Below are 17,306 nucleotides of genomic sequence, written 5' to 3' on the forward strand. Positions count from 1 at the left end.
CACACAATGAACATAAGTAAAATAGATTTAAATTTGCTGGTTTACCTCGACACCCTATTACGTGAGTGTAACGTAACCCGCGCCGCTAACCAGTTAAGTATTACTCAACCAGCTATGAGTAACGGCCTTAAGCGTTTAAGAAACTTGTTTAACGATCCAATTTTGGTACGTACCAGTGAAGGTATGGTCCCCACAGAGCGTGCTATAGAGTTACAACCGGTTATTCGCGGTATATTAATGACCTTAGAAGAAACCCTGGCACCAAATCGCGAATTTGAAGCCAGCCAAAGTAAACGTGTATTTAGAATAATGGCCAGTGACTATGCAGCCAGTACATTAGCGCCTAAGCTTTTAAGTAAACTTCATGAAGAAGCGCCCGATACAACCCTAGATATACTGACGCCTAGTGATGTAACGTTTCATGATGTTGAAAATGGTAAAGTGGATATGGCAATTAACCGCTTTGAAAACCTTCCGCAATCTTTTCATCATAAACGCATATGGAAAGACAGCTTTTGCTGCTTAGTAAAAGCTGACAACCCAATTATCGAAAACTTTAGCCTAGACAGCTATTTAAAAGCCCGCCATATATGGGTCAGTAAAACCGGCTTTGGGGTCGGCGTAGGTATGGACCCTAAAGATGTACAAAAGCTAGGTTGGGTAGATGAAGCACTTGCCCATTTTGGTAAACACCGAAATATTGCTACGTTTACCCGTAATTACCACGTAGCCATTCATTTAGCAAAAGAGCAAAATTTAGTGGCGACCTTACCTTCAAAGGCTGCCAATATTTACTTAGATGATGCAGGCCTTAAAATTTTAGAGCCTCCATTTCCTATACCGCCTTTTGAACTAGATATGATTTGGAGCCCTTTACTGCATCGCGATGCAAGTCATATATGGTTACGCCAAAAAGTAGCCGAAGTGGCGGATGAGCTTAAATAACCTTATTACAAAAGCCATGTAAAATTTGCGAGGTTATTTTATTTTAAATAGCCTTGCAGTTTGAATATAAATAAAATAGCTAACTATTTCAGCATGTTAAAAATTAAAATAAAACTGGAATGGCCTTTGCTCTATTTACTATGAAACTTAAATTCATGTAAAGAGAGGTCATTATGAATACCCATCAAGGAACAGAAGCAACTCATATTACTGACATCATCCAAGTAATGAACAGTGGCATTGATTTTTATCAAAAAGCGCAAGAGAAAGTTGAAGACCCAGCCATTGGCGCATTATTTCAACGCATGATTGACGCACGAAAAGTAAGTGTTGAGCGCTTACAACCTTATGCAGTTAACGAAAAAGGTGAGCGTGAAGACGGCTCTTCTTTTGCTGTAGAAGCACGCAGAGCTTACACAGCCCTACTCACTTCGTTTAGTTCTCATAACGATAAAACATACGTTAAAGAGCTTGAAGAAGTAGAAGATAAAACACTTGAAGAAATTAAAGCAGCGATGGATAAACCACAGCCAGCCGACTGTGAAGCAGCCTTAGCGAAAACCTTGCTAACGATGCAAAGCTGCCACACCGAAATGAGCCGTATGCAAAAGCATTAATTTTCAATTGCATATATTTAAAACCCAGCCTAGCCGCTGGGTTTTTTATTATTACAAGGTTTAAGGCTATAAGCCAATAATTGCAACACCCAGTTTAAACCCTGCTATGTATAGCCAAGTCCAAAATGCCACATTTAGTATTATCAAAGCCATACAGGGGTTAAACCAATCCGTAATAATGTTTAATTAAGCGAATTGGTATAATTTAACGCTGAGGTAAGGCGCAACACAATAAAATCGCGGTTGAGAAATAAATACTAAAAAGGCTAAATACAAAAAAAGGGCCTTACGGCCCTTTGAACTTAAATAACATAAGGGAGTGTTATTTATTAAAAACGGTATTCTGCGCCTACATAGTAATAAGCACCATTAAAGCCAAATGGCGCTGAACGGCGAGAGTATTCAAATACCCCATCGCTGCTTACAATCGTATTGCCATTTGAATCTACAATTGTGCCCGAGCGTGAGTTACCAATGGTGTTTTTATCTGGGTACACGTCAAATAAGTTATTTGCACCAATATTTACAGATAAATCTTCAGTCACGAAGTAATTAACTTTAACGTCAGTTAAAATTTCTGCACCGTAGGTTTGGCGTCCGCCATCTTCTACTGTGTATTCACCAAAGCGGTTAAGTGAAAGGTTTACAGTCCAATCACCACGCTGGTAAAGCGCACTTAAGTTGATGCGATCTTCTGGTTGCCACTCTTCAATAATTGAAATTTCTTGATCAGAGAAAACATCTTCAACCGGTACGGTTTCAAGCCCTGATCCCGATGGTGTAAATAACGATACCACCTCAGTTTCAGTAAAGTTAGCTGCTAAAGTAAAATCAAGCGTGCCACCTAATCCCTCGGTATTCCAAGTAGCTACAAAATCAATACCCGAAGTTTCGGTATCTGCACCATTTAAGAAAAACTGCCCTGCACCTGCGCCTGAGCTGATTAATGCAGCATCTAGGCTTGAAGAAAGCCCTTTGCCTAAACGATTACTAATTACTATGCGGTCGTCAATATCAATTGAGTAGTAATCCACAGTAACATTAATGTTATCCGTTACGTTGTAGACAATACCTAAACTACGGTTTTGCGATTTTTCTTCTTTAAGTTTTGGAATACCTAAACTTTGTGCAAGGGTTGAATCGTTTCTGAATGTACCTACTTCTTCAGCAACTAATGAGCCGTCTTCAGCCACAACAAATTGTGTGCTGATATTGTTAAAATACAATTGCTGCATTGATGGCGCTCTAAAGCCTGAGCTTAATGCACCACGCAGTGACACATCATCAGTAATTGCCCAGTTACCCGCAAGCTTAAAGTTTACCGTGTCGCCAAAGCCTTTGTAATTATCGTAACGCAGTGCGCCTGATAAAATGACATCTTCAATTAGGTAGGTTTCTGCATCAAGGTAAAACGAAATTACATCGCGTGATTCATCAACCGATGATGCCGGCGAAGAACCACCAAAACCTTGCGTACCGCCAGAGGCATCTTCAGAGCCTACACCGCCACTTAAACCACTATAAATACTTACCCCATCAAGGGTGTCGTAATCACGATAAGCATATTCGCTGCCCTCTAAAATACGGTATTCATCGGTACGAATTTCTGCACCCATAGCCAGTGAGTAGTCATCAAAGTTTTGTGTAAAATCTATATTAATGGTTTGCAGTGATAACTCCATGCCATAGGCATAGGCTTCACGCGGAATAGTACTGCGAATATCAGCGGCACTTAAACCTTGCTCGTAACGTAAAAAGTTAGCGTACGAGGCATTGATTGTGTCACTTGTTGTGTAATCAATGCTGTTTTCACCGTAGGTATACGATACATCTAAACTTGCATCGTTATCAAAGTCGGTTTTGTAACCAAAGTTGTAAGAAATATCATCAATTGTGGTATTAATTTTAGGTAAAAAGCCTAACGGGATAGTTGCGTCGTTATCTTGCAAAACAGGGTTACCGCCCGCATTTGCATTATGACGGAAAAACGCGGCTGATTCGTTATCGCGCGTTGAATAAGTAATAAAGCCATACAGCTCACCATCACCTAACTCATACCCTGTATTAACAGTTAAGCCAAATTGTTGTGAGTCGGCATCACCAATACGAAAAGTGTCTCTGTCGGCGGTCAGTTCACGTGGATCGCCTGCCAGTAAAGTACCGTCGCTAAGCTCTGTACAGCCATAAAACTGACACGAGCCGTGTAGACCTGCGCGGTTAGTAGGCGAGCGGTCGCGGTAATTAAGTGTTGCATTTAAGTAGCCGCTATCACCTAGGACAAACCCTTTATTAAAATCAACGTTTACTGTTTCGCCATCACCCTCTGAGTATTGGCCGTAATTAACCGCTGCTTTGCCGCCTTCGCTACCATCTTTTAGTACAATATTAATTACACCGGCAATTGCATCTGAGCCGTATTGCGCTGCTGCGCCGTCTCGTAAAACTTCTATACGTTTAATAGCTGAGGCTGGAATGGCATTCATATCGGTACCTGCGGTACCACGCCCTACTGAGGTATTGATATGAATAATACTTGCCTGGTGGCGGCGCTTACCATTAATAAGCACAAGAGTTTGGTCAGGCCCTAAACCACGCAGTGTTGCAGGTCGTAAGGCATCAGTACCGTCACTGATTGACGAGCTTGAAAAGTTAAATGAAGGTGCAATAGATTGCAACATACGGCCAACTTCGGTTTGGCCTGTGTTTTCAAGTGCTTCAGCACTTAAAATATCAACGGGTACGGGTAAATCTTCTACTGAGCGCCCTGCTACACGGCTACCTACAATAGCAATTTTTTCTATTTTCTCTTGTGCAACATCCTCTGCTGCATTCACACCGTGTGAATTTGCTGCAAGCAATGCTGGTAATACAGCTGCACTAACCCCTGAAAGCTTCATCATGTTGTTATCTTTCCTATTGATTTGTTTGAGTTTTATACTCAGTAAACCATTTTGATCAACAACCGCATCGAGCTCAGTCCCACTTAATAATGCTTGCAGTGCATCTAATTGGGTATAAAAACCATAAACCGAATTTGCTTGGTAATTTTTTGCCAACTCATAAGAAAACACCACGGTTTGCTCTGTTTGTTTAGCAAATTCTATTAAGGCTTTGTCTGCTCGCTGCGCTTGTATATCAAATTGCACCATTTGCCCAGTGGTCTGTGTAGCCCCTTGCACACTCAAGCTAAAAATAGCCGGAGCAAGTACACTTAAACCACTAAATAAATGCGTTTGGTTACTGCGCAATTTATATAAACAGCTGACAAACAAAATTCCTCTATAGTTTTTTATCTTTTTTTTAAACTTTTTTTTACTAATAACATTTAAAGATGCAACTTCACCTAACATTTGTTTGATATGCATAACATTTCTTATGATTTAGTTTGCTGTGTTAGGCTCACCATATGTTCACCTAAACGCTCATGCTCAATTGCAAAGTTAGTTTGTAAACTCTCAAGTAGCCCCTCAACATCGCCAGCTTTAAATACACCCGCTACTTTTATATTGGCAAGCTCATCGCTTGAAAGCTCAAAACGCGTAGAGGTGTAACGACTCACTTCATTTAATGCATCGCTTAAATGCTCGCCATTAAAAATTAACATGCCATTTTGCCACGCTAAATCACGCTGTACGTCATCCACAGAAAGCTGTGTGATAGGTTTAGTAATGCTTTGCTCTATAATTGCTTTTTCGCCAGAGATAACAATATTGGCATTGATTTCACGTACTTTTTTAGCGTTATTATCAGCCAGTTGGTAGTCTTTAAAATCGTTGGCACTTACCGCAACACTTGGGTCGGTGATCATCACTTTCCCTTCGGTTACAACCAGCTCTAAATCAGAAGAGGTATTGCGCTGTACATTAAATACAGTACCAAGTGCCGTAAAGCTCTTATCGCCAGCCATCACACTAAATGGGCGTGATGCATCTTTTGCTACATTAAAACGCCCTTCACCCTTACTCAGTAATAACTGACGACGCCCTTTGCTATAAGCTACCTCTAATAGGCTATTCGTGTTTAATTGCACTATGGTGCCGTCGGGTAAAACATACGTGGCTTGTTCGCCCACCTTCGTTGTATAAATTTTGGTGTAATTTATTTTAGCCAGCTCTTCGTTGTAACCGTTTTCAAGGTTAATTAATAAGTAACTACACACCATTAATGCTGCAAATAAGCTCGCGGCAATGGCACTAGAAAACGCCCATCTTTTTTTCTGGGGCTGTTTTACACTTCTATGCGGAAATAAACTGCTTAACTCGTTTAATACGGCCAATTCATCCCATAACTGCGCAAGTTCGTAGACGGCATCTTGATGGGCGGTACTTTGCATCATCCAAAGTTTAAATTGCTCTTTTTCAATTTCGCTTAAGCCTCTGTCAATTGCGCTGATCCATTGGCAGGCTTTTTCTAAAATTAAATCTTTTGATGTGAATTGATGAACATTACTCATTTTGCTGCCCTCTCAATTGATAGAGCCGAATTACAAGCAGAATTATGTGCCGCAGATTGGTTATGATTTTGTTCATGTTCTTTCATGTATAACATGGTTTGTAATAAACCTTTGGCAATGTGTTTTTCTACTGTGCTTTCACTTAATTGCATGTGCTGGGCGATTTCTTTTTGGCTCATACCGTACACTTTTTTAAATATAAAGCATTTACGGATAGAAGAATTTAGTTGATCCGTTGCTCTGCAAAAAAGTAAAAAACGCTCTTTTGAGGTGTATTCATCCTCAAGTTGTGAGGATTTAAGCAGCGGGGGTAATTCTGCGTCGTGCTCTAACGAGTCATTAAACTTGTTATCCCACTTGGCTATATGATTAAGCGCTAAGTGCTTTGCAGTTTTAAGCATGTAACTGCGTCTAAACTGAATATCTTGTTTTAAATCAGCTTCGTAGCTTTTAATAAAGGTTTCTTGCACAATGTCTTCTACGTCATCGGGCTGTACAATACGCGACACAAAGCGTTTTAACTGCTTAGTGATATCAACAAACGTTGATGTCATATTTACTTTGGTAGTCATCCTTAACATAGGCCTATTGTTATTTTTATTACCGATAGATTACGAGTTTTTGGCATAAAAACAAGCGCAAATGTTAATTTAGCGTTGTTTAGGTGGGTTTTGAGTAAACAGGAGATCAAATGAGTAAATTATTAGATTACATAAGGCTCAGTTTTTTTGCAGCAGGTTTACTATTAGGGGTACAAATACCAGCCTTTGTAAGCGACTTTGGGCACGCTTTAGATGCACATTTAATTGAAGCAAATAACGCATTAGCCCCGTTTAAAAAAGATGCTCAAAACTACTTTAACAACGATTTAAACAAGTTAATTGCCCACTATGAAAATATTGGTGATGATATTGTGGGTAAAGGGGCTACCCATATTAAAAGCCTCAATAATCGCCAGCACTCTTTACAAGCGGCAGTTAATAACTTTAACCAATCGCCCTATTTATTTACTTTAACCAGCGACTTTCTCACCATTAAAAAGCAAGTATGGCAACGCTTTGAAGGGCAAATAGTGTTAAAAAAAGACTCCATAATAGCAGCGCTTGTTAGCGCCATTATTATTGCTATTTTTGCTGAGTTTATTGGCTTTGTAACCTTATTCATAATTAAGCGCGGGTATTACCGCTTATTCATAGCTGGCAAATAAAGACTTCATAAACTCATAAAACACCTCGGTTTTGCGGGTTGTTAAGCTATTTTGAGGCCGTAAAAACCACACCGGCGCGTCGCTTTGGGCCATTACATTGGGCATCACCTCTACTAAGTTTCCGGCACTTAGCTCATCGTTAATTGCTATTTTAGATTTAATGGCTATGCCATGTCCGGCAAGCGCTGCTTGCGTCATGTTATCGGAATTAGAAATAGTAAAGCGCGTTTTGGCATTAAAGGTGTGTATTTTATTATTTTCATCATACAGTTTTAACTGCCTTTGCCAGGGTAAACACACCCAATAGTGCGTGCTCAGTTCGCTTAGTGTACAAGGCATACCATGCTTTTTTATATAACTTGGCGCTGCACATAAAATACGGGAGTTGTTGACAATTTTGCGAGAAAGCAGGCCAGAATCGGTTAATTGCCCTACTCTAATTGCCACATCTTGTGCATCATCAACCACATTGACAAAATGATCAGTAATTAAAAAGTCGAGCTTTAGTTGCGGGTATTGGGTTTCAAACTCGGTCAACTTAGGCATAACATACTTTGAAAACACCCACGGTGGCATAGTCACGCGTAATAACCCGCTCACCGAAGAGCTTCGTGCGCCAATGCTGTGCTCTGCATCGTGCAAGGCTTCTATAATAGCCCCTACGCGATGATAAAATAGCTCACCGGCGGGCGATAACCTTACTCGTCTGCTGTCTCTAAACACTAACACGGTTGAAAGCTCGCGCTCGAGCTTGCTTAGCCTGTGGCTTACTGTTGCTGGCGACAAACGTTGCTCACGCGCAGCTGCAAGCACCCCTTTATTTTCTACGACGGCAATAAATGTTTCTAGGTCACTTAAATTATACATACATTTGGCTAGGCAGTTTTTGGTGTTTAATATTTTCGAATGAAGCTTTCAGTTTTGCAATATATATTTAAATAACTAAAACATCCATAATCGCCGTACAGTTATATTCGAGATTTAATAATGAGTTTAAAAGCACAGATTGATGCCTATAACGTGCAAAAGGAAGCGAAGCTACCTAGCGATGTATTAGCCCTTATGGCGCAGACAAATGAAGAGTTCATTGCTCAGCATATAAAAGATAATGCGCTACAGGTAGGCGCTAAAGTAAGCAATTTCAGTTTAAACAATCATAGCGCTGAGCAAGTTGAGCTCGCTGATTTATTAAATAATGGCCCGGTAATAATTAGCTTTTACCGTGGTAACTGGTGTCCATATTGTAATTTAGAGCTAAAAGCACTTAACGATCACTTACCCGAATTTAAAACGCACAATGCGCAGTTAGTTGCGATATCACCACAATTACCCGACGAAACGTTATCTAGCGCACAAAAAAATGCCCTTGAATTCGATGTGCTTTCAGATATTAATAACAAGGTAGCCGAGCAATTTGGTTTACTGTTTACTTTAGATGAACGTATTGTGGCGCTTTATAGCCAGTTTGGTATTGATTTTGAAAAGTACTACGGCAATAAAAGTTATAAATTACCTTTACCTGCAACCTATGTAATTAACCAAAAAGGCATAATTACGTATGCCTTTTTAAACGAAGACTATACCCTACGCGCAGAGCCTACTGATGTATTGGCCGCCCTTGAATCGGAGCAACACTAATGTCTATTTTAAAATCGTTAAAAACCCTTACCCTATCACTACTTGTTGGTTCTAGCCTTGCCTCTGGCTACGCTATGGCTGAGGAGCCACAGGCACAAGTGAAACCTAAAGTACTTATTTTTGATGTAAACGAAACCTTGTTAGATTTAACCTCCATGCGCACCTCTATTGGTAAAGCGCTTGGCGGGCGTGAAGATTTATTACCACTTTGGTTTTCGACCATGTTGCATCATTCACTCGTTGATACTGTAAGTGGCAATTACCACGATTTTGGTCAAATTGGCGTTGCATCGCTGCGCATGGTTGCCAAAAATAACAACATAGCTATTACGAATGAACAAGCAAAAACAGCCATTGTTACCCCGCTTTTAACCCTACCTCCTCACAAAGATGTGAAAGAAGGACTGGCAAAACTCAAAGCACAGGGCTATAAGTTAGTAAGTCTGACAAATTCTTCGAACAAAGGCGTTAAAGCCCAGTTTGAGAGCGCTGGATTAATGTCGTTCTTTGATGCGCGTTACAGCATTGAAGATATTAAAATTTATAAACCAGACTTACGTGCCTATGAGTGGGTGCTAACAAAATTAAATGTAAAAGCAAATGAAGCAATGATGGTAGCGGCGCACGGTTGGGATGTAGCAGGTGCTAAAGAAGCCGGGTTACAAACAACCTTTATCGCCCGCCCAGGTAAAACACTTTACCCACTGGCAAAAAAACCAGACCACGTTGTGAAAGATTTACATGAATTAGCCGCTCTACTTAAATAAGCACTCCCAGCGCTAATTAATCAATACCCAAGCGGCCGATGTTAGGATGACATTGGCCGCTTTTTTATTAGGGCGTGTTGATTTTTGATAGTTAAATTTGCAGCAGCGTGTTTGGTTTTTAGGCAAGGCAGAGCCTATCAAGTGTAGTTATTCCATATAAATAGGCGAAACGCAGGAGCTGTTATCGTGCCCACGAGGTTACAAACCTCACGCCGCAATTTAATCGCCCCTAGATTAAACAAATTTCAATCCGCAAAGTTCAACACGCCCTAATCAACATTCTTAAAAACTGGCTTATAAACAAACCATTTAGCATTTTTATCTGCTAGCAATTTACTCCCCACAACGCTACTATTTAATGAATACGCAGTGGAGATAATTATGAACAGTCAAAGATTAAGCGAATTTGAAGAATACTTTCAAATAAATGAAAGCATTCGAGTAAACTTATTTGCTGTAGAAAATCAGTTAGTGCCGCAATCTCAACTCGCGCTTGAAGACGACATACCTCCTCTATTTAAGCTAGCTAACGAAGTCAGTGAGCTTGAACAGGCCTCTTTAAGACCCCTTAGAAACCTAGGCGATTTAGCACAAGAGCTGGCAGCTTTTTTACAAGCACAGTCGCGTAAAATTGATTTAATAATGAGCCACATTTTAGCATCAGAGCAAGCTCAAGATAACGCCATACAGTGCGATAGCTACGGCGGAGGCGGCATTCGCTTTACTTCGCCTGATGTATACGCAATAGGCCAAGCATTTAGAACAAAGCTATTTTTGCACCACGAAGCCTCAGCCGTCTACTGTTATACAGAAGTTGTGGCCGTTGAAAAACAAGACAGCGAACACTACCAATACACATTACTGTTTACTGCAATAAGAACCACAGACCAAGAATTAGTTGTCAGAGCCAGCTTACATGCACAAACACGCCAGCTAAAAAAACGCCAAGAACTCGAGCAAATTGACGATGATTCTAGCGGCGATAAATAGCTGACATATGCATGTAAAATGCTAAACTAGCGCCACCCTAATTTGTATCAAAACTTCATGAACTTTAGACTTTTACCTGAATGGGCTGAGCAAGACGCCGTTATGCTTACTTGGCCCCATGCACAGACCGACTGGGCTGATACGCTTGAACGCGTAGAGCCTGTTTATGTTGAGCTTGCAACGCATATCACAGCCGTGCAGCAGCTTGTTATTGTTGCCCATAACGCGGCGCTTAAAAGCCACATTACTGCCTTGCTAAAAAAAGCAAATATAAACTTAAGCCACGTGCACTTTGTTGTTACACCAACAAACGATACTTGGGCACGGGATCACGGCCCTATTACCTGCGCAAATATTAACGACGCTCGCCAACTTAAAATTTACGACTTTATCTTTAATGGCTGGGGTAATAAGTTCGAAAGTGCCCTCGATAATAAAATTAACGCAGTACTGGTAAACCAGCTAAGTAATCCAAACACTGATTACCAAGCCCTAAATGTGGTACTTGAAGGTGGCGGCATTGAAATTAACGAACACGGTGTGTTGCTTACAACCAGCGAATGTTTACTGAATAAAAACCGCAACCCCGATTTATCATCAGGCGATATTGAGTCAATTTTAACAACGCATTTAGGCGCAACTGACTTTTTATGGGTAGATCATGGCTACTTAGCCGGTGACGATACCGACAGCCATATCGACACACTGGTGCGCTTTGCCCCCAATAATACACTTGTGTATGTTAAATGCGATGCTAAAGAAGATGAGCACTTTAACGCATTAGATGCGATGGAAAAGCAGCTGCAAAGCTTTAAAACGCAAAATAATACCCCATATACGTTAATTGATTTGCCGTGGCCAAAACCAGTGTTTGATGATGACAACACGCGTTTACCGGCAACGTACGCAAACTACTTGATTATCAATAATACGGTTTTAGTCCCTACGTATAACGATGACAACGACGCACTGGCGCTAGCGCAAGTTCAAAAAGCGTACCCAGCGCACACTATTATTGGCGTTAATTGCCTACCTATTATTGAACAATTTGGTAGTTTACATTGCATTACCATGCAATTACCTCGTGGATTTTTAGCTGGAGCAGCACAATGACAAGCCCTGCAAAATTAACCGTTGCCTTAGTGCAACAAACTAACAGTGATAACGCCTGCCAAAATATGGCAAAGTCGATTGCTGGCATTCGTGATGCTGCTAAGCAAGGCGCACAGCTTGTGGTTTTGCAAGAGCTGCATCGTAGTCTGTATTTTTGCCAAACAGAAGATGTGGATGTATTTGACCTAGCCGAAACAATTCCGGGTCCAAGCACAAATACACTGGGCGAGCTTGCTAAAGAGCTCGGCATCGTTATTGTGGCTTCACTGTTTGAAAAACGTGCCACTGGGCTTTATCACAATACCGCGGTGGTACTTGAAAAAGACGGCACCATTGCGGGTAAATACCGTAAAATGCACATTCCTGATGACCCGGGCTTTTACGAAAAATTTTACTTTACCCCAGGCGATTTAGGCTTTGAGCCAATTCAAACCTCAGTGGGTAAATTAGGTGTTTTAGTATGCTGGGATCAATGGTTCCCTGAAGCGGCCCGTTTAATGGCGATGGCTGGCGCAGAGGTATTAATTTACCCAACTGCAATTGGCTGGGACCCACGTGATGATAACGCAGAGCAAACACGCCAAAAAGACGCGTGGGTAATAAGCCAACGTGCACATGCGGTTGCAAACGGCGTACCCGTTATTAGCTGTAACCGTGTAGGGCACGAAAACGACCCTAGCGGACAAAGCGAAGGTATACAATTTTGGGGTAACTCGTTTATTGCAGGCCCTCAAGGCGAAATGCTCTCAGAGGCGAACAATACCGATGAGCAAATTTTAGTAGTAGAACTTGATCAAAAAGCCTCTGAAAACGTAAGACGTATATGGCCGTACTTACGCGACCGCAGAATTGATCACTATCAAGACTTAACAAAAATTTACCGAGACTAAATAACTGCATGGCGTTTGTGAGCAAACGCCAACTAAAAAATGGAGCACTAAATGGCGTTTGAGCAATGGGCAGCCTTGCCGTGGGTAAAATCTCAAAAAGATAAAATTCAATGGGGGCAGCTAACTGGCAGTGCACTAAGTATAGCCATTGCAGAAGGTGTAAAACAGCAAAACGATTTAGTGCTTATAGTTACGCCAGATACGCCAAGCGCATTACGGCTTGAAACCGAGCTCGAATACTTATTGCCAGATAACCCGGTAATGGTATTTCCTGATTGGGAAACCTTGCCGTATGACCATTTTTCTCCGCACCAAGATATTATTTCAGCGCGCTTAGCCACTTTAAACACTTTAAAAAACGAGCAGCAAAGCGTACTTATAGTGCCTGTATCTACGTTAATGCTACGTACTGCGCCTGCTTCGTTTATTTATGGCTCTACCCTTAATTTTAAAGTAGGCGATAAACTCGACACCCATAACCTGCGCAGTAATTTAGAACAAGCAGGGTATTTAAACGTACAACAGGTAATGGAGCATGGCGAATACGCAATTCGTGGCTCTATTGTTGATTTGTACCCAATGGGCAGTGTGCACCCATTTAGGCTCGACTTTTTTGATGATGAACTCGACTCTATTCGTTTATTTGACGTAGAAACCCAGCGCTCAGATGAAAAAGTAGATAAAATTGAGTTACTTCCCGCGCATGAATTTCCAACCAACGAAGCAGACGTTGAGCGTTTTAGAATAAATTATCGCGACAAATTTGGGGCCAGCTCAGAGCAAGACTCTGTTTACATGCAAGTAAGCAAAGGTACTTGGCCTGCCGGTATTGAATACTACATGCCGCTGTTTTTTGAAAAGCTTGCCACCATTTTTGATTACTTGCCAAACACCACTACGGTTATGCAACTAGGTGACTTAGAACACGCCGCAGATACCTTTTGGCACGATGTAAACGTACGCTACGAAAACCGTAAAGTAGATCCCCTGCGTCCACTACTGGCGCCCAGCGAGTTGTATCAACCTATTAATGAGTTGTTTTCTAATTTAGGTGAATTTGCACGAATACGTTTATCGCAAGCTAAATTACCCACTAAAGCAGGCAATAAAAACTTAAATGTGAGCGAGCTGCCCGCAGTACGAATCGATCATAAACAACACGAACCCTACGGCGCATTTATTAACTATGTGGCAGAACAAAAAAAGAAGAAAAGCCGTATTTTATTAAGTGTTGAGTCTGATGGTCGCCGCGAATCTTTATTAAGCGTGCTTAAGCCAAGCGGCTTAAAGTTTAAAGAATTTCAAAGCTTACAGCAATTTACACAAAGCCAAAGCGATGTAGGCTTAATTGTAAGCCCTCTTGAGCAAAGTGTTGTACTGGGTACAAAACCTAGCCTTTCTATTATTACCGAGCAAGAGCTGTTAGGTATTAAGGTGTCGCAACGCAGGCGCCGTAAACATAAATACGAAGCAAGCCAAGATGCGTTAATTCGCAACTTAGCCGAGCTTAAAGAGGGCCAGCCAATTGTTCACCTTGATCACGGTGTTGGTCGCTATCAAGGCCTGCAAACAATTGACGCGGCAGGTGTAATTACTGAGTTTGTTACCATTACCTATGCCGGTGAAGCAAAACTGTATGTGCCGGTATCGGCACTGCATATGCTAAGCCGTTATTCGGGCGGTGAAGAAGCAAGCGCCCCGCTTCACAAACTTGGCTCAGATGCGTGGGAGAAAGCCAAAAAGCGTGCCGCCGAAAAAGTACGTGATGTAGCCGCGGAGCTATTAGATATTTACGCACAGCGCCAAGCAAAGCCAGGTAATAAATTTGCACTCGATGGGCAAAGCTATCGCCAATTTAGCGACAGCTTTCCATTTGAAGAAACTGACGATCAGCGTAATGCCATTGAAGCCGTACTTGGTGATATGCAATCAAAACTTGCTATGGACCGTTTAGTGTGTGGTGATGTAGGCTTTGGTAAAACAGAAGTGGCTATGCGCGCCGCGTTTGTAGCGGTTAACGATAACAAACAAGTAGCCGTATTAGTACCAACCACCCTGCTGGCTCAGCAACATTACGAAAACTTTAAAGACCGCTTTGCCGATTTCCCTATCGAAGTGGGAGTGTTGTCGCGCTTTAATTCAACTAAAGAGCAAAAAGATACGCTTGAAAAAATGGCCGACGGTAAACTTGATATCGTTATTGGAACGCATAAGTTAATTCAGCAAGATATTAAATTTAACGACTTAGGTTTACTAATTGTTGATGAAGAGCACCGCTTTGGTGTGCGCCAAAAAGAAAAAATAAAGTCATTACGTGCTGATGTAGATATATTAACGCTTACTGCAACGCCTATTCCGCGTACTTTAAATATGGCGATGAGCGGCATGCGTGATTTATCTATTATTGCCACCCCACCTGCTAAGCGTTTAGCGGTTAAAACCTTTGTACGCCAACGCGACAGCGACTTAATACGCGAAGCCATACTGCGTGAAATTAAACGCGGCGGCCAAGTGTACTTTTTGCATAACAATGTTGAGACTATTGAGCGAGTCTCGCAAGAGATCAGCGAATGGGTGCCAGAGGCTAGTGTCACCTCTGCTCATGGGCAAATGCGCGAGCAAGAGCTTGAGCAAATAATGACTGACTTTTATCATCAAAAATACAATGTACTGGTATGTACCACCATTATCGAAACCGGTATTGATGTGCCTACTGCTAATACTATTATTATGGACAGAGCCGATAAACTTGGCCTTGCGCAATTACACCAATTACGCGGTCGTGTTGGGCGAAGCCACCACCAAGCGTATGCTTATTTATTAACCGGCGATGCTAAAGCACTTTCTAAAGATGCCACCAAACGCTTACAAGCAATTGAGTCGTTGGAAGATTTAGGCGCAGGTTTTGCCCTTGCTACACATGATTTAGAAATACGTGGTGCGGGTGAGCTATTAGGCGACGATCAATCAGGGCAAATGCAAACTATTGGCTTTAGCTTGTATATGGAAATGCTAGAGCAAGCGGTTAATGCCCTTAAAAATGGTAAAGAGCCAACGCTTGAAAACCTGCTTCAGCAGCAAACTGAAGTTGATTTAAAACTCCCTGCCTTACTACCTGATGATTACATACACGATGTTAATGCGCGTTTAGGTATGTACAAGCGCATTGCAAGTTGTGCTAACCTTGCCGATATGGACGAATTACAAGTAGAGCTAATAGACCGCTTTGGTTTATTACCTGATGCCACTAAAAACCTATTTAGTATGCAGCAACTAAAAATGCGTGCTAGCGATTTAGGAATTACTAAAATAGAGGCAAACCCTAAAGGGGGCTACTTTGAATTTAGCCAAAATACGAAGGTTAATCCTAGCTTCATCATAGGCTTGATACAAAGTGCACCCCATGTGTACAAAATGGATGGCGCAAATAAATTGCGCTTTGCAATTAATGAGGTAAACCCTCGTGAACGCTTAAAAATGGTCACTGCAATGATTGCAGATTTCGAAAAAAAGGTTAGCCATTAATGTTGCTAAAAAAATCGCTTATCGTGTTATGTTGCTTATTTAGCAGCACCGCATTTGCAGAACGTTGGTTTGAAGTAGAAGTGCTGGTATTTAAACAGCGCCCTGCCCCCTATTTACAAGAAGACTTTAGCTTAAAGCACGAGCCCATTAAGGCGAAAAATACGTTAGAGTTACTCACTCCTTTATACACAGAGCAAGCTATGCAGGCATGTATAGATGGCGATAGTCGCTTTCAAAAACGCTCGTTTACCGACTCTTTAGTTAATGCCAACCCACAATCGGGTGTGTGTGATAACAGTATCGACTTTATGAAAAGTTACGACAAGTTGCCCGTTACGCCATTAGCACCGGCACAAGATACAATGGATGAGCCCTATTTACTCGCACCAGAGCAATTACAATTTACTGCCCAGCGCCGCGCTTTAGACAGAAAAGGTTTAGCCCCGCTACTACATACCGGCTGGCGCTTTGAAGGGGCAAGTAAATCGCGTGCGCCTAGCATACATTTAATTTCTGGGGATCATATAAAACGCGACGTTAACACTACGCCTAATTATTCAAATCCCGACTTTATTAGCTTAGTACAAAGTAAGCCACAGCTATTTGATACCTCAGAGCAGCCCCTAAGCTATTGGGAGCTAGATGGTTTATTTAAAATACATTTACGCCACTACCTTTACATAACCGCTGATTTTGACGTAAACGAAAAACTACCTAATGGGGATATAGAATCGGCCCGCTTTTCACAATTTAAACGTGTAATAAGTGGTGAAATCCATTACTTTGATCATCCTCGTATGGGCATGATTGTACAAATACGAAAGTATAAACACTAAATCAATAGGACATAACAATGAAAAAACTCCTGATCATCGCAGCAACGCTAAGCCTGGCAGCTTGTTCAAAAGTAAGCCTAGAAAACTACGAAAAAATTGAAGTTGGCATGGATAAAGCCGAAGTAGAAGCTATTTTAGGCTCTGCTGATAACTGCGTAGAAAAAACCCTACATACTAATTGTGTATGGGGTGATGAGTCTAAAAACATTGAAATAACACTCGTTTCAGACAAGGTAACTATTTATTCTAAGCACGGTATTACACAGTAATACTGCGCTAAATTGGGTAAATTTACATGACACTAAGGGATAGCCGTTGCTATCCC

At 41.4% G+C, this 17,306-nt stretch carries 15 protein-coding genes; 11 read left to right on the top strand and 4 right to left on the bottom strand.

The genetic code is table 11. The annotated features are described in order from the left end of the window. Positions 1–6 precede the first annotated feature (6 nt). Positions 7–945: a LysR family transcriptional regulator gene (locus tag B2R65_RS08450; RefSeq protein ID WP_024032602.1), complete on the top strand. Its 939-nt coding sequence runs from the start codon at positions 7–9 to the stop codon at positions 943–945. A 173-nt stretch (positions 946–1,118) separates the two neighbouring features. Continuing rightward, a complete protein-coding gene (locus B2R65_RS08455; protein WP_004588918.1) occupies positions 1,119–1,562 on the top strand; it encodes a ferritin-like domain-containing protein in 444 nt (147 codons plus the stop codon). A gap of 329 nt (positions 1,563–1,891) precedes the next feature. Here the strand turns inward: B2R65_RS08455 and B2R65_RS08460 are convergent, their stop codons facing one another. Genes B2R65_RS08460 through B2R65_RS08470 form a run of 3 tightly spaced genes read right to left on the bottom strand, consistent with a single transcriptional unit; the run spans position 1,892 to position 6,587 of the window. After that, positions 1,892–4,927, bottom strand: a complete 3,036-nt coding sequence (locus tag B2R65_RS08460; protein ID WP_286741905.1) for a TonB-dependent receptor plug domain-containing protein — start codon at positions 4,925–4,927, stop codon at positions 1,892–1,894. 8 nt (positions 4,928–4,935) lie between these two features. Further along, positions 4,936–6,015 (bottom strand): FecR family protein, encoded by a 1,080-nt coding sequence (locus tag B2R65_RS08465; RefSeq protein ID WP_273603375.1) that lies wholly within the window; start codon positions 6,013–6,015, stop codon positions 4,936–4,938. Next, positions 6,012–6,587 carry an RNA polymerase sigma factor gene (locus B2R65_RS08470; RefSeq protein WP_004588915.1) on the bottom strand — a complete coding sequence of 192 codons (576 nt, stop codon included), beginning with the start codon at positions 6,585–6,587 and terminating at the stop codon, positions 6,012–6,014. Before B2R65_RS08470 ends, B2R65_RS08465 begins: the two co-directional genes overlap by 4 nt. Before the next feature lie 119 nt (positions 6,588–6,706). Here B2R65_RS08470 and B2R65_RS08475 point away from each other — a divergent pair, with 119 nt between their 5' ends. Beyond that, entirely contained in the window at positions 6,707–7,222 is a 516-nt protein-coding gene (locus B2R65_RS08475) for a DUF2937 family protein (protein WP_004588914.1), read from the top strand. Here the strand turns inward: B2R65_RS08475 and B2R65_RS08480 are convergent. Continuing rightward, a complete protein-coding gene (locus B2R65_RS08480) occupies positions 7,202–8,089 on the bottom strand; it encodes a LysR family transcriptional regulator (protein ID WP_024032599.1) in 888 nt (295 codons plus the stop codon). The genes B2R65_RS08475 and B2R65_RS08480 overlap by 21 nt on opposite strands. A 120-nt stretch (positions 8,090–8,209) precedes the next feature. Here B2R65_RS08480 and B2R65_RS08485 point away from each other — a divergent pair, with 120 nt between their 5' ends. From B2R65_RS08485 to B2R65_RS08520, 8 genes are all read left to right on the top strand, one after another. Beyond that, positions 8,210–8,860, top strand: coding sequence for a peroxiredoxin-like family protein (locus tag B2R65_RS08485; RefSeq protein WP_286741910.1), 651 nt, complete (start codon positions 8,210–8,212; stop codon positions 8,858–8,860). Further along, positions 8,860–9,627, top strand: coding sequence for a haloacid dehalogenase type II (locus B2R65_RS08490; protein ID WP_248461316.1), 768 nt, complete (start codon positions 8,860–8,862; stop codon positions 9,625–9,627). The genes B2R65_RS08485 and B2R65_RS08490 overlap by 1 nt, the downstream gene beginning before the upstream one ends. A gap of 381 nt (positions 9,628–10,008) precedes the next feature. Beyond that, the gene (locus B2R65_RS08495) at positions 10,009–10,617 is read left to right on the top strand and encodes a PilZ domain-containing protein (protein WP_054982349.1); all 609 of its coding nucleotides are present in this window, start codon (positions 10,009–10,011) and stop codon (positions 10,615–10,617) included. A 57-nt stretch (positions 10,618–10,674) separates the two neighbouring features. Next, positions 10,675–11,730, top strand: a complete 1,056-nt coding sequence (locus B2R65_RS08500) for an agmatine deiminase family protein (RefSeq protein WP_286741913.1) — start codon at positions 10,675–10,677, stop codon at positions 11,728–11,730. Then, positions 11,727–12,620, top strand: coding sequence for a carbon-nitrogen hydrolase (locus B2R65_RS08505; RefSeq protein ID WP_004588908.1), 894 nt, complete (start codon positions 11,727–11,729; stop codon positions 12,618–12,620). The genes B2R65_RS08500 and B2R65_RS08505 overlap by 4 nt, the downstream gene beginning before the upstream one ends. Before the next feature lie 51 nt (positions 12,621–12,671). Beyond that, positions 12,672–16,145 carry a transcription-repair coupling factor gene (gene mfd, locus B2R65_RS08510; RefSeq protein ID WP_286741915.1) on the top strand — a complete coding sequence of 1,158 codons (3,474 nt, stop codon included), beginning with the start codon at positions 12,672–12,674 and terminating at the stop codon, positions 16,143–16,145. Beyond that, positions 16,145–16,981 (top strand): peptidoglycan binding protein CsiV, encoded by an 837-nt coding sequence (locus B2R65_RS08515; protein ID WP_054982346.1) that lies wholly within the window; start codon positions 16,145–16,147, stop codon positions 16,979–16,981. The genes mfd and B2R65_RS08515 overlap by 1 nt, the downstream gene beginning before the upstream one ends. Before the next feature lie 17 nt (positions 16,982–16,998). Continuing rightward, the gene (locus B2R65_RS08520) at positions 16,999–17,250 is read left to right on the top strand and encodes a hypothetical protein (RefSeq protein WP_004588905.1); all 252 of its coding nucleotides are present in this window, start codon (positions 16,999–17,001) and stop codon (positions 17,248–17,250) included. Positions 17,251–17,306 lie beyond the last annotated feature (56 nt).

Source organism: Pseudoalteromonas sp. UBA2102 (assembly GCF_002331165.1).
GTDB classification, from domain to species: Bacteria; Pseudomonadota; Gammaproteobacteria; order Enterobacterales; family Alteromonadaceae; genus Pseudoalteromonas; species Pseudoalteromonas atlantica.

Bases quoted from the DNA above. Each gene is read 5' to 3' on its own strand.
- B2R65_RS08490 (WP_248461316.1), top strand. From the start codon at position 8,860: ATGTCTATTTTAAAATCGTTAAAAACCCTTACCCTATCACTACTTGTT.
- B2R65_RS08520 (WP_004588905.1), top strand. From the start codon at position 16,999: ATGAAAAAACTCCTGATCATCGCAGCAACGCTAAGCCTGGCAGCTTGT.
- B2R65_RS08480 (WP_024032599.1), bottom strand. From the start codon at position 8,089: ATGTATAATTTAAGTGACCTAGAAACATTTATTGCCGTCGTAGAAAAT.
- B2R65_RS08450 (WP_024032602.1), top strand. From the start codon at position 7: ATGAACATAAGTAAAATAGATTTAAATTTGCTGGTTTACCTCGACACC.
- B2R65_RS08505 (WP_004588908.1), top strand. From the start codon at position 11,727: ATGACAAGCCCTGCAAAATTAACCGTTGCCTTAGTGCAACAAACTAAC.
- B2R65_RS08470 (WP_004588915.1), bottom strand. From the start codon at position 6,587: ATGACTACCAAAGTAAATATGACATCAACGTTTGTTGATATCACTAAG.
- B2R65_RS08465 (WP_273603375.1), bottom strand. From the start codon at position 6,015: ATGAGTAATGTTCATCAATTCACATCAAAAGATTTAATTTTAGAAAAA.
- B2R65_RS08500 (WP_286741913.1), top strand. From the start codon at position 10,675: ATGAACTTTAGACTTTTACCTGAATGGGCTGAGCAAGACGCCGTTATG.
- B2R65_RS08455 (WP_004588918.1), top strand. From the start codon at position 1,119: ATGAATACCCATCAAGGAACAGAAGCAACTCATATTACTGACATCATC.
- B2R65_RS08515 (WP_054982346.1), top strand. From the start codon at position 16,145: ATGTTGCTAAAAAAATCGCTTATCGTGTTATGTTGCTTATTTAGCAGC.
- mfd (WP_286741915.1), top strand. From the start codon at position 12,672: ATGGCGTTTGAGCAATGGGCAGCCTTGCCGTGGGTAAAATCTCAAAAA.
- B2R65_RS08495 (WP_054982349.1), top strand. From the start codon at position 10,009: ATGAACAGTCAAAGATTAAGCGAATTTGAAGAATACTTTCAAATAAAT.
- B2R65_RS08460 (WP_286741905.1), bottom strand. From the start codon at position 4,927: ATGCATATCAAACAAATGTTAGGTGAAGTTGCATCTTTAAATGTTATT.
- B2R65_RS08485 (WP_286741910.1), top strand. From the start codon at position 8,210: ATGAGTTTAAAAGCACAGATTGATGCCTATAACGTGCAAAAGGAAGCG.
- B2R65_RS08475 (WP_004588914.1), top strand. From the start codon at position 6,707: ATGAGTAAATTATTAGATTACATAAGGCTCAGTTTTTTTGCAGCAGGT.